Below are 20309 nucleotides of genomic sequence, written 5' to 3' on the forward strand. Positions count from 1 at the left end.
GGCTGTCTCTTTTTTTTTACAAACACGATTAGGATTTAAGCAGGGAACATATACCATCCGACCAATTCTTAAAACTCCTCCTTTTCTTTAAAAATTAAGTGGATGCTCAATTTGAATTCGCTCTACAGGACCTTTCACTGTCTTAAAATGGTGGGATTCCCAGTTAACCAAAAATATGCGGATGAAAATGAGTGAACCTCCAACTGCAACGTACCAGTGAACAGGGTCATCCAGCAAGAGGAATAACGGGTTCATGAATGTCAAGATCGACAATTCCCCGGCTGAATTGGTCCTTAAACCTATAAAGAAGCATCCCCTGACACCAGCTGTCTGGAAAAAAAGATGATACTCCATTTGGACCAATTCTTGATCTTTTTGAGTGCGGGCGTTTGATGAGCTTAACGACTATGGCCATGCTGAAATCTGCTAGGATGAACCGAAACACTGCCAGTAACTTAGGGTGAAGTACGCAAAGCCAATTTGTCCTATAGCGAATGAAGAACCCATTAAAGCAGTCGTTAATATAACCAGAAAACCAAAAATGAATTTGTTCATCTTGCGCCCTGCCAAAATCTTTATCTATAAATTCTGATTGTGAAATTAAATTATATATACTGAATTCTGGAGTTTATTGATGGGGATATTCATGCATGAAAACGCTTCCTTTATATGGATTTTTGACATATGATAGCAATAGATATAGGTTAGGAGGAGACGATATGACAGGGAAGTATAAAAAGTTTGAAACGGCAGTCATACATGAAGGATATGACTCGAAGAAGCATTTAGGAAGCTTGGCAACACCCTTATTCCAAACCTCAACATTCACTTTCGAAACGGCCGAGCAAGGGGAACGGCGTTTTGCCGGTATAGAAGATGGATATATTTATTCTCGCCTTGGAAATCCCACGGTACAAGTGCTTGAAGAAAAGATTGCCGCTTTGGAAGGGGGGGAAGCTGGCCTTGCTTTCGGATCGGGTATGGCAGCGGTTTCAGCAGTGCTTTTTGCGTTAACTAAAACGGATGACCACATCCTGTGTTCACAGGGGCTATATGGATGTACATTCGGGCTTCTGCAGTTAATGAAAAATAAATACCGAATCACTCATGATTTTTGTGAAATGGATACAGAAGAACAAGTAAGGAAAATGATTCGGCCGGAAACGACCTGCATATATGTAGAAACCCCAATCAATCCGACGATGAAAATGATTGATTTAGAGATGGTAGTGAGAGTTGCGAAGGAATATAATGTAACGGTCGTAGTCGATAATACGTTTTCGACTCCCTACTTACAGAGACCGCTTGAATATGGATGTGATATCGTCCTTCATAGTGCGACAAAATATCTTTGCGGGCATGGGGATGTCGTTGCGGGCCTTGTTGTCGGCAAGAAGGAGTTTATGAAAAAGGTAGCTGGAACTACACAGAAGGATATCGGTGGAATCATTTCACCATTCGATGCCTGGTTACTATTGCGGGGGGTAAAGACCTTGCCTGTCAGGATGGACCGTCACTCGGCCAATGCAATGGAGATCTTTCATGAACTTAAGAAACATCCAAAGGTGAAAAAGGTATATTATCCAGGTGATGAAGCCTCACCGGATCATTATATAATGCAAAAACAGATGAAACATGGCGGCGGCATTATCTCTTTCGAATTGCATGGCACAAAAAAGGATGCGCAGGAATTCCTCAATAAATTGGAACTTATCAAAATTGCCGTCAGTCTAGGGGATGCCGAAACATTGATCCAGCATCCCGCCACCATGACGCACTCTGCCATTCCTGAAGATTCGCGGGAACAAATGGGCATCAGTGACCAACTAGTCCGTCTCTCAGTTGGCCTTGAAGCTTGGCAGGACGTATGGCATGATCTTCAGCAGGCATTTTAGGCAGCCATATTTCCTTTTCAGCTCCTTCTATTTTTGATGAAGATTGTGATGGACACGATAAAGATGAGAGCAGCCAGAATATAAGAAATGTCTGAGGTTACCGGGGAGGCGGCACCATTTCGGATCCCGATGCCTATGAACGCCCAAACGAATACGAGAGGATAGCACCAATCCCGGTTTTTACCTGCAAAGACAAAGGCCAGGATTGTTGCTGCAATCAGCAAAATGATTGTCCAAGCTACACTGGAAATCCCATAACCTTCCCATTTAATATAGGTAAGGTAATAAGAAATGTCAGCGATGGCAGCAACACTCACCCAGCCTGTATAAACGGAAAACGGAAATAGATCGAAAGCAGTATGCTCCACTTTTTTTATGCTTATATAAATGACCATTAATGTAGCCAAAAGAGCGATGATAATGAATACGGATAACAAAAAGTGTTCGTAATGCCAAGCCAAAAGCCAGGAACCATTCAGTACACAGCTTAAAGCGAACCAAGGGGAGGATGCCTTATAAACAGGGCTGTTAAGGTGGTTACCTAAAAACTGCCTGATTACCCAAATGGCCAGCAGAAAGTAGATAAAGCCCCATATGGAAAATACATAACCGGCAGGAGTGAAAAGGACATCCAATTTATCAGAGACCTCTCCTGATGTTTGGCCGTTCAATGGCAGGAAATTGGCTAGAAAATTCATTGTTACGACGAATAGAAAGAAAATCAAATTGGTGATGGCAATAAGCATGAGCTTCCTCCTTGTATGAATTGTGACTCCTATAACTTATTCCACCATTTAGGCATGTTTAATCTTTTTGGAGCACATCGGAGGTACTCGGAAATGAATTTCATTTTTCCATATAGAAAGGGATTTCCTGTAACTAATGAACCATTTAAGTTTAGAAATTTCAAATCTTTTTTCACTTTATGGCGTTAAAATATTCAAAAATTCATATTATTTTAGTCCTTCCGGTCGTAAGATCAAAAATAAACCGCCTAAACCTTTGTATTAAAGGGTTTGAGGCGGTTTTTATTTGTTCCATTTTAGTGTTTGGTAGGTAGGAAAGGTTGGCACAATTGAAGGGTGCATTGAATCGTATACTCCACACGAAATGCTAGCTTAAATGATAAAGCCTTAATGAGGACTTTGTAAATCGTCAAGAAGTTCCACCTGAAGAAGTAGGGAAGTAACTTTTTATTGTCTGAAAGTAATAACTGATAAAGGCTGTAATTTTTGGTTTGAATACAGAATTAGAAGACGAAAATACAAGATTGGTCTATGAGGATAAATCACAGATGTTAGATATAACCAGGCTTATGGGAGATTCATTTTATAGAACGTGGATAGATAATTTGAAATCATTAAGCATCCATAATTATGGGGGTTCCTAAATTGCCTAAACTTACAAACATCCGTTCTGTAATCGGATTCGAATACTCAAAATTTTTTTCAACATTAGAGCAAAATTCCCAAAGAAAATCTTTATAGAAAATATATAAAGAAAACCCTCTGAATTCGATTGTATAGTTATATTATCATCTATTCAATTGGGTGCTTTTTATCTTGGAGAAAGAAGATGTCAATATATTCATTAATGGGGACAAGCACAAGCGTAAATTTAGTAAATCCATATTATATAACAATACATGATATGGGGATGATTATATGGGGAAACATAGTTGTAAGAAAAAAAAGGATAAAAAGTGTTGCAAAAAAGAGAAACACAGTTGTAAGAAGGTAAAAGATTGTTGCAAGAAAAAAGAGAAAAAGTGTTGTAAAAAAGAGAGTAAAAAGCATTATTTTGAATGGAATAGTAAAATCAAAATCAGGTGGTAAGTACATTCCGATACAATATAGTAGTTTAGTTAATGGTAAGTTGCAAAGCACTAATTGAATTTAAATAGTTTAAATATTGCACTCATTCTTTGGGTGCTTTTTATTTTGGAGAAAGAAGGTGAGGAAATAGTATGGGTAAGCAGGCTTATTACAATAAATACAAACGTGATAAAGAAGCTAAGAAGTTCTATAACTCATCTGGTTGGAAGAAGTGCAGTGCTGTTGTATTGGCAGGAGACAATCATTTATGCCAGGAATGGTGGAAGAAACGGATCACACCTGTAGACATGGTCCATCACATATAACTTGCAGCTAACTTGATTTTTAGTATGGCCGAGCTTATGGGCCAAGTCTTTATAGTATCCATTGTGTGGTCCAAACTCTTTTTATTCATTTACATAAACTAGTCATTAACATATTCGAGACTTTGAAGAGGTGAGATTAATTGGGTTTAAACAAAAAATGTAAAGATTGAACAAAAGGTAGAGTAAAACGTCGAAGTGGATGTAAACGTGCCTGCTAAGGATAAAAAAGGGAATAGGGATCTTCCCTTACACGTGGTTAAAATCGGAAGGATATACAAAGTATCCAAAATTACTTTTTTAAAATGGCTTGATGGAGAAGGGCAAGGAGATTCATTCCTTGTTCTTTTTATTTTGTCGTGGTAATATGTCATTAATTAAAAGTCAATTCAGTGGTAGTTTTTTGGTAGGATACTTGGAAGGAATGAACAATATTCAACAGAACTATAAAACATTTCAATCAATATCATAACCGTAAAAATCCTATTACATAGGCTTTTAAATAACAACATAATACTAGAAAGCGCAGCAATGTGTTGATAGTGTCCTTCGGGGTCGGGTGAAAATCCCAACCGGCGGTGATGAAGAAATTCTAAGCCCGCGAGCCTGATAAAGGCAGGATTTGGTGAGATTCCAAAGCCGACAGTACAGTCTGGATGGGAGAAGGACGTGTGGAACCCAAGTGTATACGTACGCCTAATTTTTCAAAAAAGAAAATATTAGGCTTTTTAGGTATACAGTTTTTTTCACTCATTTCTCCTGCTAACTCCTTAGGTCTTCCTAAGGGGTTTTTTATATTTTATAAAAGGGGGAAAAACATGTTTACGGGAATCATTGAGGATATCGGTACCGTCCATTCCTTGAAAAAAGGAAAAAGCAGTATGGAGCTGTCGATTCGTTCTGAAAAAATCCTTGAAGATGTTCATCTGGGGGATAGTATTTCAGTCAACGGGGTCTGCTTAACGGTAACGTCCTTCACGAAAAGTTTGTTTACGGTCGATGTGATGCCGGAAACGGTCAAAGCTTCCTCGATCCGGACGTTAAAGTTGGGATCACCTGTGAATCTCGAACGAGCCATGAGTGCACAGGGAAGGTTTGGCGGTCATTTTGTTTCAGGTCATATCGACGGAACCGGAACAATCATAAAAAAAGAACGAAAAGAAAATGCCGTATATTATGTAATCCAATTGGAAGAAGGGCTCAGTACCTTTTGCATTCCAAAAGGATCTGTAGCCATTGATGGAACGAGCTTGACGATATTTGGAATCGAACGAAACCTTTTGACTGTATCACTGATTCCATTGACTCATCAGGACACCGTATTGGGGCAAAAAGCGGCTGGCGATATAGTTAACATCGAAAATGACATGATAGGGAAATATATTATACATCAAATGAAAAATGGTGATTCAAAACCAGGGTTGAATTTAGAGTTTTTGGCAGAGCACGGATTCTAATAAAAGGGCGGTGTAATGATGTTCCATACAATTGAAGAAGCGATCGAAGATTTGAAAGCTGGCAAGATAGTAATCGTATCTGATGATGAAGACCGTGAAAATGAAGGGGATTTTGTCTTGTTGGCCGAAAAGGCGACGCCGGAAGCGATTAATTTCATGGCGACTCATGGACGAGGTTTGATTTGTACAACCATTACTGAAGAATTGGCAGGAAAATTGAACCTGCATCCTATGGTAGGAGAAAATACCGATCATCATGGTACTGCTTTTACTGTTAGTGTCGATCATAAAAGCACTTCCACAGGAATCAGTGCTTTTGAACGGTCATTGACGATACTTGAGCTTCTTAAAGAGGATTCGGTCGCTGAAGATTTTCAAAGGCCTGGTCACACTTTTCCGATAGTCGCTAAAGAAGGCGGCGTACTGAGGAGGGCAGGACATACGGAAGCTTCGGTGGATTTGGCAAAGTTATGCGGTGCCGCTCCAGCTGGTGTCATTTGCGAGATCATGAATGAAGATGGATCGATGGCACGCGTATCCGATTTGGAAGTCATCGCTGAGAAATTCAACCTGAAATTCATCACGATAGCCGATTTGATTCGGTTTCTTCAACAAAGTGATATAATCGGGAAACAAGAATTTGAACTGAACATCCCGAATGCTTAAGGAGTTTAGCGCATTTAAATGAACAAAAAATGATATCTGTATAATAATTAGGAGGAATTGGACATGGGGAAAATTATTGAAGCACAATTAATCGGATCAGGATTGAAAGTAGGAATCGTTGTAGGAAGATTTAATGAGTTTATCACAAGCAAGCTTTTAGGAGGGGCATTGGATGGCCTTAAGCGTCATGGTGTTGATGAGAATGATGTTGACATCGCATGGGTCCCGGGTGCTTTTGAACTTCCGTTAATTGCGAAGAAACTTGTAAATACAGGTAAATATGATGCGGTAATCGGTCTTGGGACGGTAATCAGGGGTGCCACTTCACATTATGATTATGTGTGCAATGAAGCAGCTAAAGGCATGGCATCCGTTTCCTTGGACACAGGTGTACCGGTTATCTTCGGATTGTTGACAACTGAGAATATTGAACAAGCCATTGAACGTGCCGGAACTAAATCAGGTAACAAAGGCTATGAAGCTGCCGTTAGTGCCATTGAAATGGCCAACCTTGGAAAATTGATAGAACAGTGATTTCACATAAGGAGGCCGCAGGGATTAACATTTCCTGCGGTTTTTTTTTGATGTAATGGATTTTAGGTTATGTTACTCAGGTTCTGTTGAATGTGATTTGTGGCATGACGGCTATTTTAGTTTTTTTTTATATCTATTAAGGCAATAACGATTTCCTCAGATTTCCCCCTGTTATTTGGACAATTCTGAAATGGCCATAAGGGCCACTTGTTGGCGGGGTGCCTAGAAATATGGATAGAATGAGGCATAAAGTGATCATTGAATACATGATCATGATATCTTGAAGCATTAATGGTTTGTTGTTTTCCCCTGTCTGTTTTAAGGGAGTACATGGAAATGCCACGATTTCAAAGTAATGTGTTTTCATTATATATTGGTATAAATTCTGGAAAATAAAGAATCATAAGTGGGTTTTTCAAAAAAAAAAAGAACAAAAGCATCGCGTAATGGTAGCATGGTAAATTATGCGGATATGATTATGCTACAATTGTAAAGATTGCAATTGAAATTCATGTCTTTAGGGAAAAGTAAATTTATTAGTTATTAGGAGGGGTTTGTGTGTACCATCTCTTTACACATAATGATTTAGATGGAGTCGGTTGCGGCATTGTAGCTAAGCTGGCATTCGGAGAAGAAGTAGTTGTTAGTTATAATTCAATCGGTCGCCTTAATCAGAATGTAGGAGCATTTCTTGAGCAGGCTAAGATTGAAGATACATTGATTGTTACTGATTTATCGGTTGATGAAGATAACGAAAAAATGATTACTCAGTTTGTGGAAGATGGAGGTAAAGCGCTGCTGATCGATCATCATAAGTCAGCATTGCATTTGAATGAACATGATTGGGCATCTGTAACTGTCGAACAGGAAGACGGTAAACAGACGGCAGCAACTTCATTATTCTATCAGTATGCTGTTGAAAATAAATTTCTGGAACCTTCAAGCATTATCGCTGAATTCGTTGAATTGGTCCGTCAATACGATACGTGGGAATGGGAAGTCAATAAAAATTCAACGGCAAAACGGCTGAATGACCTGTTTTTCATGATTCCGATTGAGGAATTCGAAATGAAAATCGCAAAAAAGTTGTCGACGGCTGAAAGTTTTACTTTTGACGAAGTGGAGCAAACGCTTCTGAATGTTGAGGAGAGTCGGGTTGATCGGTACATAAACAGGAAAAAAAGAGAAGTTTATCAGGCTACGGTCGGTCCCCATACAGCTGGGGTGGTCCATGCAGAGTCATACCACTCAGAATTGGGAAATGAACTGTCGAAAGAGTTCTCGCATCTGGATTATATCGCCATCCTGATGGTAGGGAGTAAAAGAATCAGCTTCCGGACAATCCACGATGACATAGATGTTTCTGAGGTTGCTGGAAAGTACGATGGTGGCGGCCATCAAAAAGCCGCCGGTTGTACCATGTCCGAAAAGGCTTATAGTCAATATGTCGAAAAGACATTCTTTGCCGAGCCCCTTAAACGCGATGCACATAAAAATCAATTGAATGTAAAGGAATCCCCAGAGGGTTGCCTATATTCAACGAGAGATAAAAAGGACATATTCATCTATGAAGATGAAGAAGAAGAATGGATTGTTGAAATCAACGGAAAACAACAGAAAAAAACATTCGATACATTTGGGGAAGCTGAAAAATACATGAAGCGGAAATACTCGGCATGGCTGGCCCATGATGAAAGATATGAAGAGTTTGTCAATAAAGGGTGAATAGGAAAGCGGCTGTCCGAATGGGACAGCCGCTTTTGAATTAATTCCATCTAGTTCCGTAATTCATGATTTTACCTTTTAAGCGGGACAGGATGTACGATAGTGCGTGACTGTTTTTTTGGAATGGTATTTTGGCGATGAAGAATTGCATTGATTTCTCCGCCGATCACAAAGATCAGACCACTCAAATATAGCCAGATCATCAAGATGATGACGCCTCCTAAACTGCCATAAGTGGAAGAATAGTTGGCAAAGTTACTGATATAGAATGAAAATCCAAGTGATATTCCCAGCCAAAGTACAGTTGCGGTCACTGCCCCAGGGATGACGTGTTTAATGGGGAAACTTTTGTTCGGTGCAAAACGATATAGAAAGGCCAGGACGAGTGAGATGACCACAACCGCGATAACCCACCGTAACAAGCTGAATAAAATTTGCATTTCTTCAGGGATCGGGATGACTTGCTGTAGTAAATCGATGATGACTTTTCCGAAGACGGGGAGACCTAACATGACGATGAATGCAACAACCAAGCCTAATGTTAATACAATGGAGATGAAGCGGGCTTTAATGAAATTCCTTGTTTCTTCAACATCATAAGCGATATTCATGGAATGAATGAACGCATTCATTCCGTTTGAAGCGGACCATATGGTGCCAAGGAAACCAAAAGTCAGTAAGCCGCCGTTCCGCTCAGATAATATGTTGATGATATTTTTCTCAATGACTTCCATCGTCTCCGCAGGCATGAAGGTTTTTATCGTGTCCAGTGCTGTCTGAATATCAATATTCAGATAAGGTAATATGGACAGAAGTAAAATGAGCAAAGGGAATAGGGCGAGTAAATAGTAATAAGCTTGTTCAGCTGCCAGCCCCGTCACGCGATCCTCCTTTATTTCTTTAATCAGTTTCTTTGAAAATTTTATCGACTTATTCATCCGGGCATCACTCCTGAATAGTTACTTAGGTTATCTGCTTCTTTTCCCTCTGTTCATGCAAGCTAATCCTCAAATGAAAAGAAATTGAAAGGGGCTTCCTAAAAAAGAAGTCCCTTTCATGTTAATCCTCGCGCTTGTATAAGCTTGTGACAATGATATAACCTGCAATTACTCCAATGATCGCATTTAATGTGGTTGATTCATTTTCTCCGAAGTAACCAAAAACAAATTTGGAGAGAGGCAAATCTTTAAATAATCCAGTAAAGTACAAAATCGGAATGATGGAGAGGTAAAGGAATGGCAAGCCAAGAATGATTAGCCTTAACCAACTCACTTTCCAATGCCCCTTTTTAGAAAACCTTTGCAGAATTCGGGGAATGGCGAGTACCATGCCCAGGAAAATCGGGAATGAAGATCCGAACAGCAAGTATCCCTTAATCTCGTAAGTTTCGCGACTAACTGTAAATAGGTGCTGTTGGTACTTCAAGCCTATGAATAATACGCCCAATACTACCACTAGGCAGATTAAATATCTAATGGCTCTTTTTAAAGAAAGACTCATTATTCCACGCCCCTTTTATAACAATTATATTAATGTTAGGGTAATTATGGAAGTTATTCCGGATGGGCTATTGAAGGTTAACAGAAAAAAGGCCAGATAACATGTCTGGCCTTTTTGTCTATTGTACTTCTTTTCCTTGTTCCTTTTGAACCTTCGGGGGGGTCCATTTGAAGACTTTATTTAGGATATTATAGATGTGTTTGGATTCTTTTGTAAGGATCGGCCCAAGAATGGCTAAGGTCAAAACATAAAGTGCCGCAAACGGGGTTAGTATAGGCATTAAACCGCCAGCAATGCCTAGGTTGGCTAAAATGATGGAGAATTCGCCACGTGAAACAATCGTTAAACCGATGTTTGCGGAAGCTCTGTGAGATAAACCGGATTTGCGTCCGGCAATCATACCAGCGACAAAGTTACCGATTATAGTGATGATGACGGCTCCAAGAACCATCCAGACAGCTCCGCCAAGGGTCGTCGGATCGATGCTCAAGCCAAAGCTGAAGAAGAATATGGCCCCGAAGAAGTCCCTAAAGGGAATGACAAGTTTCTCAATCCTGTCGCTATGTTCCGTCTCAGAAAAGACTAGGCCGAGCAGTAATGCACCAATGGCTTCCGCAACATGAATCGTTTCCGAGAAACCTGCAATAAAGAACAGTAATGCAAACACGACGATGATAAAAATCTCATCTGATGTAATATTGAATAATTTGTTAAGGATCCCAGATGCTTTCCGGGCGATAACAAAAAATACAAGCATATACCCAATTGCGATTAAAGTAGAAAGTAACGTTCCCCAAATGGAACCAGAGGAGCTTAATACCAATCCGGATACGACTGAAAGATAAACAGCGAGGAAGATATCTTCAAACATGATGATACCAAGGATTAGCTCCGTTTCATTGTTCCCGGTCCTTTTAAGGTCAACAAGTACCTTTGCTACAATGGCACTTGAAGAAAAACTGATGATCCCGGTTAATATCAGAACCTCTTTTAATGGAAGTCCGAGCAGGAAACCATATACAAAGGCCATTCCGGCGTTGATCACAATGTAATACGTTCCGCCTGTCACGATATTTTTCCCGGACTTCATAAGTTTTTTTACGGAAAATTCCAGACCTAAGTAAAACAGGAGGAATAAGATACCGACACGTCCGAGGAACGCTATGATTTCATCACTTTCAATGAAACGCAGGTCAATTAATCCGAATTGTGGGGCATGGGGACCAACGAGCATCCCGATGATAATTAATAGTGGAACATTTGAGATTTTGAATTTACCTGCAACGAGAGCAGCTAATGCTACTAGAAGTAGGGCAGTTCCCACTTCAAAGACTAAATGGTCCATATGAGCTTAGTCACTCCTTTCGTCGGTCAATAATTCTCTTGTCAGGTTACGGATATCTTTTCTTTCACCAGATATCACAAGGGTATCGCCTGTTTCGATGATAGAGTCAGGACCAGGATTATTCAGTTGTTTTTTTCCTTTTTTCGAATGGGCGATGACGGTTACATTATAATTGCTCCTTATATCAATCGCACCGATCGTTTGATTGATGGCCTTAGAACCTGGTTCCACTTTGAACCATTCAATCACTAAGTCACCCAATGACATTTCAATCGTTTCAAGTGCTTGTGGTTTATAAACCATGCCGCCTATGATGGAAGCCATTTGCCGGGATTCCTGATCGTTAAGGGTGATGCTCGAAATGACGTCTTCATGTTCATTATCAAAATGGTACAATTCCCGACGGCCGTCATCGTGAATGACAATTACTAACTTTTCATCATTTCTCGTTATGATTTCGAACTTTTGGCCAATACCAGGAAGTTCACTTTCTCTAATTCTCACTGGAATTCCTCCTTAAAATGTTGGTAGAGTTAATAGAAGATAGCAGAATGTTTATAAGTTAACGTCAATATTCGTCTTGAATTTCTTCTCCTTGGATATGCCGATGTATTTTAATGTCTCCGATGGACTGGAATGATGGTAATGCTTCTGTATCAAGGCCAGTGACACTCCTTGTTTATAGGCATGGTAGCCAAAAGTTTTACGCATCGAACTTGCTCCGAATTTGCCTGTCAGACCTGCACCTTCCACAGCATCATGGATGATTCGGTGTGCCTGTTGACGTGTAATCGGCTTTTTTGTCTTAGGGGAAAGAAATAAAAATTGACCTTCGATAACCTTCGAGCCTTTAAGGTGTTCTTGTAAGGCGGTACGGACTTTCAGGTTCAAATAAATTTGGTTGACCTCATCATTTTCCATCCGTTGCTCATAAAATTCCTTGATTTTTCCAGTTTCATCAAGAACGTTGGCGACGGTTATTTCGAGCATTTCATTTATCTTCATACCTGTATTGATGCCGAGTACAAACAATAAATAATCCCGACTGGAGTGAGCTCGTAAATAGGTTTTTATTTTGCTGATTTGATTGATATCCTTAAAGGCTTCTACATATTCCATAAATCTTCTCCTCTTACCAATGTAACATAATTATACTATATCACAACTTATGTAACATTGCATGCGTTTAGTCCTGCAGGAATGATCCTTCTTCAAAAAAGCAACGCATACTGTCGAACGTAAAAACCCTTTTCCTTATTCTCTACTCAAACGAGGTAAAATATATCAGTGAAGTTATTTAACTTTAAAACGTGGAGATTGCTGCTTGCACCCTGGGAACATAAGGCTGGATAGATAAAAAAAAGAAACCCCAAGTTGGGATTCCTTCATCTTTTTAGTATACGGCTTTTTGTAATTTGTGAATGACCTCAAGTGAAAGCCCGGTTCCGATGGCGACTGATTCAAGCGGATTATCTGCAAGTTTGACTGGGACGACAATTTCATTCGTCAGCCATTCTTGTATCCCGTTGAGAAGTGCACCCCCGCCGGATAAGATGACACCTTGATCGACGATATCCCCGCTCAATTCAGGTGGACAGTCTTCCAAAGTGGCCCTGATTGCTTCCAATATATGAAGAAGCGATTCCTGGATGGCTTCCTGGACATCAGTGGATGATATTGTAATCGGCTTTGGAAGACCCGTTACAAGATCGCGGCCCCTGACTTCCATGGTGATCACGGGATGTTCAACTAGTGCGTAGCCGATTTCTTTTTTTATTTCCTCGGCTGTTCTTTCCCCGATCAGCACATTATGTTTTTTTCTAACATATTGGCTGATATCTTCATCCAATTGATCTCCGCCAATTCTTATTGAATTGCAAGAAACTACGCCGCCGTAAGATATGATCGCGACCTCAGTCGTGCCCCCGCCGATATCAACGATGACATTTGCAACCGGCTCTTCGACAGGCAGGCCTGCACCTATTGCTGCTGCTACTGGTTCCTCGATAAGGTGGACCTGTTTGGCTCCGCAGCTTTTGACTGCATCCTGAATGGCCCTTCTCTCAACTGATGTGGAACCTGATGGTGTACAGACCACCACACTAGGTTTTCGAATCGAAAAGCCTAGGGCCTTACTTGCTTTTTTCATGATTTCCCGAAGCATTTGCGCCGTTACTTCAAAATCCGCAATGACACCGTCCTTAAGCGGACGGATTGCCACGATATTTCCAGGTGTTTTCCCGATCATGTTTTTTGCATCCACACCAACTGCCAATACTTTATTAGTCTCTATATCAATGGCCACCACTGATGGCTCATTAAATACGATTCCTTTATTTTTACTGTAAACTAGCGTATTTGCAGTTCCTAAGTCAATGCCTATTTCTGTATTTGATAACATTTAGTCACCCCTCCATAAGAGTTTGACCCCTATATACTCATTCTACCTTTTGTAGCGAGTTTGTGGGGGTGGGAAATCTAGTAAATAGTGGAAGTGCATTGCTGTTTCTTTTAATGGAGCGAATATATCATGAAATATAAAAATGCACTGACGATGGCGAGCACGCCAAGAACGTGAAGTGTTGTGACCAATTCATCCTGACATCAATGGCTACTGGCACCAACATTCTGCCTATTGTAAACAGTAAGCTTGATGCCGCGAAATATTGTCCCAGCATAAGCTTGGATGCGAATCCTTGCTGAATGCCTGCTTTAAAAGCTCCGCCATTGAAACAGTACAATGGCAATGAATAATCTTTAAACCCATTGTGACGATCCAAATAAAATGAAGGAAAGGCAGTAGGTAATCGAGGAGTCGATGAATACACTTCGTTCTTTATAGGCGGACGATCATTTTGGTACTGAAATGGTAAAGAGTATGACGAATACTCCTCGCTTCAACGAAAACAAGTATGTAAGGAAACTTTGAATCAGCTTATTTTATGTTAAGATATAGATGAAAATTCGCTTAGGTAAAGAAGGTAATTTTGTGAGTGCAAATTTAATCGAGAGTAAGAGTTTTAGAGTCATTTTTACATCTTTTTTGGCTTTCCTGGGTGGATATGCGTTTGATTGCCTTGGAATATACTTACCATGGATGCTGGGACCATTATTCGTGGTGATGATTGCGAAAGTGAAGTTAGGGAAGTACATGTTATGGTCTAAAACCTTTAGAAGCACAGGATTGGTCATTCTTGGTTTACAACTGGGCAGTTCATTCACTAAACAATCGTTAAATGAGATGATTGAATATTTGCCGGTTATGCTTTTTACGACAATCGCAATCATTTTATTTACAGTTTTGACTGGCTGGTTTGTCGGAAAACGGATGGACCTATCTCTGAGCACATCCATGCTTGGCAGTTTTCCGGGAGGCCTTTCCCAGATGGTGGTCTTAAGTGAGGAGATGAAGGATAGTGATGAAACCGTTGTAGGTTTCATGCAAACACTTCGTGTCATCCTGGTGATCTCCATTGTTCCTTGGCTTGTGACCCATGTAATGTCAGTTGAACCAGGTGCTGTGATGGCTATATCGGAGCGGCCGTTTTTCTTATTTGAATATGATGGGGTATTAGCCATCATGATGTTGGCAACCTTGCTAATACTCATCATAATCACAAAGAAAGCGAATTTCCCGCTGCCTTTTTTACTAGGACCTCTCATGGCCGCAGCCTTATTTAATCTAGTAGGCCCAGGTGCCCCGCAAATTCCTGACTTTTGGTTGAACTTGTCACAATTGTTGATTGGCGCCCATTTAGGGTACACACTGAAGGTTGATAACCCCCGACTCTTCAGAAAGATGTTCGGGGCAGTATTCGTAAGTAACATCCTGTTAATTGGATTTTGCTATTTTCTTTCCATTCAGTTTGCTCCTGTCCTATCCTTGCAGGCAAACGAATTATTTTTGAGCATGGCGCCAGGCGGCGTCGCCGAAATGGCAGTCACAGCCATGTCTGTGCATGTGGATTTATCCGTTGTCACAAGCTTTCATTTATTCAGGATCTTATTCATCTTATTTTTTTTATCGCCCATCATAAAATGGCTCGGTGGAAGAAGCCGATGGAAACAGGAACAAGGACAAAGCTGACAGGCTTTGTCCTTTTTTTGATAAATGTCCAAATTTCGAAACTTACGAGTAAAAGCGTGAAACTTACGAGTAAAAGCGTGAAACTCACGAGTAAAGCACCGAAACTCACGAGTAAAAGCGTGAAACTCACGAATAAAGCACCAAAACTACGAATAAAAGCGTGAAACTCACGAGTAAAAGCGTGAAACTCACGAGTAAAGCGTGAACTCACGAGTAAAAGCGTGAAACTCACGAGTAAAGCACCAAAACTCACGAGTAAAGCATCGAAACTTACGAGTAAAAGCGTGGAACTCACGAGTAAAGCACCGAAACTCACGAGTAAAGCGTGAACTCACGAGTAAAAGCGTGAAACTCACGAGTAAAGCACCAAAACTCACGAGTAAAGCACCGAAACTCACGAGTAAAAGCGTGAAACTCACGAGTAAAGGCGTGAAACTCACGAGTAAAGCACCAAAATTCACGAGTAAAGCACCGAAACTCACGAGTAAAAGCGTGAAACTCACGAGTAAAAGCGTGGAACTCACGAGTAAAAGCGTGGAACTCACGAGTAAAGCACCGAAACTCACGAGTAAAAGCGTGAAACTCACGAGTAAAGCACCAAAACTCACGAGTAAAGCACCAAAACTCACGAGTAAAGCACCGAAACTCACGAGTAAAAGCGTGAACTCACGAGTAAAAGCGTGGAACTCACGAGTAAAAGCGTGGAACTCACGAGTAAAAGCGTGAAACTCACGAGTAAAAGCGTGGAACTCACGAGTAAAGCACCGAAACTCACGAGTAAAAGCGTGAAACTCACGAGTAAAGCACCGAAACTCACGAGTAAAAGCGTGAAACTCACGAGTAAAGCGCCGAAACTCACGAGTAAAGACCGAAACTCACGAGTAAAGGCGTGAAACTCACGAGTAAAGCACCAAAATTCACGAGTAAAAGCGTGAAACTCACGAGTAAAAGCGTGAAACTCACGAGTAAAGCACCAAAACTCACGAGTAAAGCATCGAAACTTACGAGTAAAAGCACCAAAACTCACGGGTAAAAGCACCAAACCCCAAGTGAAATTACATTCCCGGCGGAAATTTTACCCGACCTGTTGATATATGCTTTTAATTCCGCCCTTGGCAAGGAGTGAGTGGATTTTGTGATGATTTAATGAAAATTAAAATGGAATAGAAAAATAATCCTCACTTTTTTTAAACTTCATCCGATATAAGGAGGAGACGAGAAATTAAATGATTGGGTGAGTATTATGGATATAACATCAGTTTTGGGCGTAGTTCTTGGTATTGTGGCCATCTTAGTCGGGATGGTGTTGAAAGGCGTTAGTGTAACAGCATTGATTAACCCGGCGGCTATTCTGATCATTATTGTAGGGACGATAGCTGCTGTCGTAACGGCTTTCCCTTTGTCGGAATTAAAACGACTACCTAAAATTTTCAAGATTTTATTCTTGGAACAAAAATTGACAAAGCCTGAAGAATTAATAAAAACATTTTCGGAATGGGCGGTCATTGCAAGGAAAGAAGGCTTACTGGCATTGGAAAGCATTTCGGACCAAGTGGATAATGCTTTTTTGAAAAATGGCTTGAATCTTGCAGTAGAAGGTCAGAGTGCCGATTATATTCGTGATATTTTAGCAGAGGAAATAGACGCGATGGAAGAGCGTCACCTAAGCGCGGCAGCGATTTTCAGTCAAGCCGGAACATACGCACCGACACTTGGCGTATTGGGTGCTGTAATCGGGCTGATAGCTGCATTGGGCAATATGGCTGACACGGAGGCATTGGGGCATGCCATATCTGCCGCCTTTGTCGCAACCTTGATGGGAATTTACACAGGGTATGTGTTATGGCATCCATTTGCCAATAAGCTCAAACGGAAATCGCAGCAGGAAGTCCGGATCAAAGAAATGATGATAGAAGGGATTTTATCGATCATCGAAGGGGAAGCGCCAAGAACGATTGAACAGAAATTAACATCATATTTGCCTGCTGGAGATCGTAAAAAGTGGTTAGAAGGCGATGTGAGAGAAGATGGCTAGGCGCAAAAGGAAACAAAGGCATGAAGAGCATATCGATGAATCATGGTTGGTTCCCTATGCCGATATCTTAACATTGCTTCTTGCGCTTTTTATCGTCTTATTCGCTTCAAGTTCGGTTGATGCAGTAAGGTTCCAGCAGTTGTCCAATGTATTTAACCAGGTATTTACGAGCGGAACGGGTTTTATGGATTTCCCAAGTGATTCCCCCAGCAATGAGCCGACATCACCAGAACAAAGATCAGGGGCTGATGACCTTAAGAAGTTAGGGGAAAACGAGCAAGAAGAACTTACGGAAGTTCAGGAGCGTGTAAATGCCTATATCCAAAAGAATGGTTTAACGGATAGATTGCAAACGAACCTTACGGATGAAGGCATGTTGATTTCAATTAGGGAGAACGTGTTGTTTGAATCGGGAGTGGCTGAGGTGAGAAGTGAAAATCAAAAAATCGCAAAGGAAATCTCAAATTTACTGGTCATGGACTTACCCAGAAACATTATCGTAAGCGGACATACCGATAATATTCCAATTAAAAATTATCAGTATGAATCCAACTGGGATCTGAGCGTGATGCGATCCGTGAATTTCATGAAACTTCTTCTCGAAAATAAAGAGTTGGATCCCGAAATGTTCAGTGCTAAAGGGCATGGTGAATTCAAGCCGGTTGCTTCTAATGAAACGAAAAAAGGAAGAGCTGAAAACCGGAGAGTTGAAATCCTGATTGTCCCACGGACGGCAATAAATGAGTGAAAACCTGTCTGGAATGACGGGTTTTTCTTTTTGAAGGAGAATTTATGGATAGAGAACATACAAATGTTATGGAAGAGATCGTTGTGACATGGGTGCAGGTTTTAATGTCCGGTATGGAATACCAAACATTTTGCTCTTGCAGCAAATGTAAAAATGACATCATCACATTATCACTGAATAACCTGCCTAATTACTATGTAACCACTGAAGAAGGGCGGAAAAGGATGTTTGAAAATTTGAATATAGAAGAAAATAGGAAATGGATCAACAAAAGAATCATCAATGCCATACACGTTGTTGGCCAGTATCCTAAACATTGATCAGCTTTTGGAAAAGATAAAAGGTCAGGGACCCCTTTTCTTTTGATATTGGGAGCAACCGCCGAAAGGGATTTCGCTCATAAACGAAAGGTAATAGTTTTGGGAACATTGTGTTTTATTTATAGTGCAGTAGGGAACATAAATAAAGTACAAGGATAGGTTCATTCGATCAAAAATTGAGGAGATGAATTTTTATGGGTAAAAATATCGCATGTGTTGTAACGAATATGTTTGAGGACTCGGAGTACAGTGAACCGGCAAAAGCATTTGAAGAAGCTGGTCATACGGTAACGACGATTGAAATGGAAAAAGGGAAAACCGTAAAAGGAAAACAAGGGGAAGTAGGAGTCAAGGTTGATGAAAGCATCGATTCAGTGAAACCGGAAGATTTCGATGCTTTGTTCATCCCCGGAGGGTTCTCACCTGATCAACTACGTGCTGACGAACGCTTCGTATCGTTCGCCAAATCGTTCATGGATGATAAAAAACCTGTATTTGCGATCTGTCATGGACCGCAGTTGCTAATTACAGCCAAAACACTTGAAGGACGCCACGCAACAGGATATACATCCATTAAAGTCGATATGGAGTATGCAGGTGCCACATATTTGGACAAAGAGGTTGTAGTTTGCGGCGACCAGCTTGTAACCAGCAGGACACCAGAAGATCTTCGGGCATTTAACCGGGAATCGCTTAATCTATTGAAATAATAAAAAATCCCGGCAGCTGCCGGGATTTTTTATTTAATGAGATTTAAAGGATTCATATACTTCCATCTTTGCAGTAAAATAAAAGGAGAGACGAATTAAAAAAGGAAGTGTCACGATTGATCGTATTAAAATCTGCACGTGAAATTCAAGCGATGCATGAATCGGGTAAAATTTTGGCAGCTTGTCATAGGGAGATTGCAAAGTTGATTGTTCCTGGTGTGACAACATGGGAAATAGAAGAATTTGTCGAAGGATTCTTAAAAAAGCATGGTGCGAAGCCGGAACAAAAAGGTTACAAGGGATATGAGTATGCGACATGTGCCAGCATAAATGAAGAAATCTGTCACGGTTTCCCTCGAAAGACCTCTTTGAAAAATGGAGATATCGTAACGATTGACATGGTCGTCAATTATAACGGAGCCCTTGCCGACTCTGCTTGGACGTATACGGTAGGTAAGGTTTCAAAGGAAACGGAACATTTAGTGCATGTGACGAAGGAATCTTTATATAAGGCGATTGAAGTGTGTGTGGAAGGAAACCGGATTGGTGATATTGGTCATGCCATTCAAACATATGTCGAGGCTGAAGGCTTCTCGGTCGTTCGTGATTTCATCGGACACGGGATAGGAAATGTCATTCATGAAGAGCCGCAGGTTCCGCATTATGGGCTGCCGAATAAAGGTCCGCGTCTTAAGGAAGGCATGGTATTCACTATCGAGCCAATGGTCAACGTAGGTACATACAAAGCCAGCCGGGATGCGAATGGATGGACGGCTTCCACCGCAGATGGGAAATACTCGGCTCAATATGAGCATACGATTGCCATCACGAAGAACGGTCCGCTAATTCTTACCGAACAATGAACGAAAAAACAGCATCAATTATGATGCTGTTTTTTGATCTTAATCAATCGGTCGTTCCAATGAATACAAATCTTCTTCGATATTTCCTAATCTGTCCTCAATCACTTTTTTAGCATCTTTAATGCCTTCATTATAAATAAAGGGAGCAATGTTTTCGAAAATGAATTGCAAGTGATTTTCAGCAGCGATTTCACCGATTTCCTTGCCATGTTCCTGATACACATATTCTTGGATACGTTCGATCATCTTACGGCGTTTCTCTAAGGGAAATTGAATGAACATTGTGC

Annotated in this window: 25 protein-coding genes, 1 pseudogene and 1 riboswitch; of the genes and pseudogenes, 12 read left to right on the forward strand and 14 right to left on the reverse strand. The window is 40.7% G+C overall.

Annotated elements, in window-relative coordinates:
- Positions 1 to 87: 87 nt before the first annotated feature.
- A complete protein-coding gene (locus tag QUF78_RS03530) occupies positions 88 to 354 on the reverse strand; it encodes a hypothetical protein (RefSeq protein ID WP_289323588.1) in 267 nt (88 codons plus the stop codon).
- Positions 355 to 719: 365 nt separating this feature from the next.
- Between QUF78_RS03530 and megL the strand changes: the two genes are divergently transcribed.
- Positions 720 to 1895: a methionine gamma-lyase gene (gene megL, locus QUF78_RS03535; RefSeq protein WP_289323589.1), complete on the forward strand. Its 1176-nt coding sequence runs from the start codon at positions 720 to 722 to the stop codon at positions 1893 to 1895.
- A gap of 17 nt (positions 1896 to 1912) precedes the next feature.
- Here the strand turns inward: megL and QUF78_RS03540 are convergent, their stop codons facing one another.
- Positions 1913 to 2641 (reverse strand): TspO/MBR family protein, encoded by a 729-nt coding sequence (locus QUF78_RS03540; protein ID WP_289323590.1) that lies wholly within the window; start codon positions 2639 to 2641, stop codon positions 1913 to 1915.
- A gap of 1220 nt (positions 2642 to 3861) precedes the next feature.
- On the opposite strand from QUF78_RS03540, the gene QUF78_RS03545 reads away from it, so the two are divergent.
- From QUF78_RS03545 to QUF78_RS03565, 5 genes and pseudogenes are all read left to right on the forward strand, one after another.
- Complete coding sequence (locus QUF78_RS03545) at positions 3862 to 4035, forward strand: hypothetical protein (protein ID WP_289323591.1); 174 nt, start codon at positions 3862 to 3864, stop codon at positions 4033 to 4035.
- A 538-nt stretch (positions 4036 to 4573) separates the two neighbouring features.
- Positions 4574 to 4704: riboswitch (FMN riboswitch) on the forward strand.
- A gap of 146 nt (positions 4705 to 4850) precedes the next feature.
- A complete protein-coding gene (gene ribE / locus QUF78_RS03550; RefSeq protein WP_289323592.1) occupies positions 4851 to 5489 on the forward strand; it encodes a riboflavin synthase in 639 nt (212 codons plus the stop codon).
- An 18-nt stretch (positions 5490 to 5507) separates the two neighbouring features.
- Positions 5508 to 6146 (forward strand): annotated as a pseudogene (ribB, locus tag QUF78_RS03555) (3,4-dihydroxy-2-butanone-4-phosphate synthase); the annotation flags it as partial.
- A gap of 72 nt (positions 6147 to 6218) precedes the next feature.
- Positions 6219 to 6689 carry a 6,7-dimethyl-8-ribityllumazine synthase gene (gene ribH, locus QUF78_RS03560; protein ID WP_289318100.1) on the forward strand — a complete coding sequence of 157 codons (471 nt, stop codon included), beginning with the start codon at positions 6219 to 6221 and terminating at the stop codon, positions 6687 to 6689.
- Between the two features lie 558 nt (positions 6690 to 7247).
- On the forward strand, positions 7248 to 8414 hold the full coding sequence (locus QUF78_RS03565) for a DHH family phosphoesterase (RefSeq protein ID WP_289323593.1): 1167 nt from the start codon (positions 7248 to 7250) through the stop codon (positions 8412 to 8414).
- Between the two features lie 71 nt (positions 8415 to 8485).
- Here QUF78_RS03565 and QUF78_RS03570 read toward each other — a convergent pair whose 3' ends face one another.
- From QUF78_RS03570 to QUF78_RS03600, 7 genes are all read right to left on the reverse strand, one after another.
- Positions 8486 to 9352 carry a YihY/virulence factor BrkB family protein gene (locus tag QUF78_RS03570; protein WP_289323594.1) on the reverse strand — a complete coding sequence of 289 codons (867 nt, stop codon included), beginning with the start codon at positions 9350 to 9352 and terminating at the stop codon, positions 8486 to 8488.
- A 121-nt stretch (positions 9353 to 9473) separates the two neighbouring features.
- A complete protein-coding gene (locus tag QUF78_RS03575; protein WP_289323595.1) occupies positions 9474 to 9914 on the reverse strand; it encodes a hypothetical protein in 441 nt (146 codons plus the stop codon).
- Between the two features lie 118 nt (positions 9915 to 10032).
- Positions 10033 to 11259, reverse strand: coding sequence for a cation:proton antiporter (locus QUF78_RS03580; RefSeq protein WP_289318095.1), 1227 nt, complete (start codon positions 11257 to 11259; stop codon positions 10033 to 10035).
- A gap of 6 nt (positions 11260 to 11265) precedes the next feature.
- Positions 11266 to 11763 (reverse strand): cation:proton antiporter regulatory subunit, encoded by a 498-nt coding sequence (locus QUF78_RS03585; protein ID WP_101224892.1) that lies wholly within the window; start codon positions 11761 to 11763, stop codon positions 11266 to 11268.
- 51 nt (positions 11764 to 11814) lie between these two features.
- Positions 11815 to 12378, reverse strand: a complete 564-nt coding sequence (locus QUF78_RS03590) for a tyrosine-type recombinase/integrase (protein ID WP_289323596.1) — start codon at positions 12376 to 12378, stop codon at positions 11815 to 11817.
- 274 nt (positions 12379 to 12652) lie between these two features.
- Positions 12653 to 13660: a rod-share determining protein MreBH gene (gene mreBH / locus QUF78_RS03595; RefSeq protein WP_289323597.1), complete on the reverse strand. Its 1008-nt coding sequence runs from the start codon at positions 13658 to 13660 to the stop codon at positions 12653 to 12655.
- Between the two features lie 127 nt (positions 13661 to 13787).
- Positions 13788 to 14039 carry a hypothetical protein gene (locus QUF78_RS03600; RefSeq protein ID WP_289323598.1) on the reverse strand — a complete coding sequence of 84 codons (252 nt, stop codon included), beginning with the start codon at positions 14037 to 14039 and terminating at the stop codon, positions 13788 to 13790.
- A 176-nt stretch (positions 14040 to 14215) separates the two neighbouring features.
- On the opposite strand from QUF78_RS03600, the gene QUF78_RS03605 reads away from it, so the two are divergent.
- Positions 14216 to 15346 (forward strand): AbrB family transcriptional regulator, encoded by a 1131-nt coding sequence (locus QUF78_RS03605; protein WP_289323599.1) that lies wholly within the window; start codon positions 14216 to 14218, stop codon positions 15344 to 15346.
- Here the strand turns inward: QUF78_RS03605 and QUF78_RS03610 are convergent.
- From QUF78_RS03610 to QUF78_RS03625, 4 genes are read right to left on the reverse strand one after another with little or no spacing between them, the layout of a single operon-like run.
- Positions 15291 to 15599 carry a hypothetical protein gene (locus tag QUF78_RS03610; protein ID WP_289323600.1) on the reverse strand — a complete coding sequence of 103 codons (309 nt, stop codon included), beginning with the start codon at positions 15597 to 15599 and terminating at the stop codon, positions 15291 to 15293. The genes QUF78_RS03605 and QUF78_RS03610 overlap by 56 nt on opposite strands.
- On the reverse strand, positions 15535 to 15996 hold the full coding sequence (locus tag QUF78_RS03615) for a hypothetical protein (RefSeq protein ID WP_289323601.1): 462 nt from the start codon (positions 15994 to 15996) through the stop codon (positions 15535 to 15537). Before QUF78_RS03615 ends, QUF78_RS03610 begins: the two co-directional genes overlap by 65 nt.
- Entirely contained in the window at positions 15993 to 16205 is a 213-nt protein-coding gene (locus QUF78_RS03620) for a hypothetical protein (RefSeq protein WP_289323602.1), read from the reverse strand. The genes QUF78_RS03615 and QUF78_RS03620 overlap by 4 nt, the downstream gene beginning before the upstream one ends.
- The gene (locus tag QUF78_RS03625; RefSeq protein ID WP_289323603.1) at positions 16202 to 16363 is read right to left on the reverse strand and encodes a hypothetical protein; all 162 of its coding nucleotides are present in this window, start codon (positions 16361 to 16363) and stop codon (positions 16202 to 16204) included. The genes QUF78_RS03620 and QUF78_RS03625 overlap by 4 nt, the downstream gene beginning before the upstream one ends.
- A gap of 226 nt (positions 16364 to 16589) precedes the next feature.
- Here QUF78_RS03625 and motA point away from each other — a divergent pair, with 226 nt between their 5' ends.
- From motA to map, 5 genes are all read left to right on the forward strand, one after another.
- Entirely contained in the window at positions 16590 to 17381 is a 792-nt protein-coding gene (gene motA / locus QUF78_RS03630) for a flagellar motor stator protein MotA (protein WP_289318088.1), read from the forward strand.
- Positions 17374 to 18129 carry a flagellar motor protein MotB gene (gene motB / locus QUF78_RS03635; RefSeq protein WP_289323604.1) on the forward strand — a complete coding sequence of 252 codons (756 nt, stop codon included), beginning with the start codon at positions 17374 to 17376 and terminating at the stop codon, positions 18127 to 18129. The genes motA and motB overlap by 8 nt, the downstream gene beginning before the upstream one ends.
- 44 nt (positions 18130 to 18173) lie before the next feature.
- Positions 18174 to 18449: a late competence development ComFB family protein gene (locus QUF78_RS03640; RefSeq protein WP_289323605.1), complete on the forward strand. Its 276-nt coding sequence runs from the start codon at positions 18174 to 18176 to the stop codon at positions 18447 to 18449.
- Positions 18450 to 18643: 194 nt separating this feature from the next.
- Positions 18644 to 19159 carry a type 1 glutamine amidotransferase domain-containing protein gene (locus QUF78_RS03645; protein WP_289323606.1) on the forward strand — a complete coding sequence of 172 codons (516 nt, stop codon included), beginning with the start codon at positions 18644 to 18646 and terminating at the stop codon, positions 19157 to 19159.
- A 116-nt stretch (positions 19160 to 19275) separates the two neighbouring features.
- A complete protein-coding gene (gene map / locus QUF78_RS03650; protein ID WP_289323607.1) occupies positions 19276 to 20022 on the forward strand; it encodes a type I methionyl aminopeptidase in 747 nt (248 codons plus the stop codon).
- Positions 20023 to 20061: 39 nt separating this feature from the next.
- Here map and QUF78_RS03655 read toward each other — a convergent pair whose 3' ends face one another.
- Complete coding sequence (locus QUF78_RS03655) at positions 20062 to 20304, reverse strand: DUF2164 domain-containing protein (protein ID WP_289323608.1); 243 nt, start codon at positions 20302 to 20304, stop codon at positions 20062 to 20064.
- Between the last annotated feature and the right edge of the window lie 5 nt (positions 20305 to 20309).

Origin of the sequence: Peribacillus sp. ACCC06369, from assembly GCF_030348945.1 — a bacterium.
Lineage (GTDB): Bacteria > Bacillota > Bacilli > Bacillales > DSM-1321 > Peribacillus.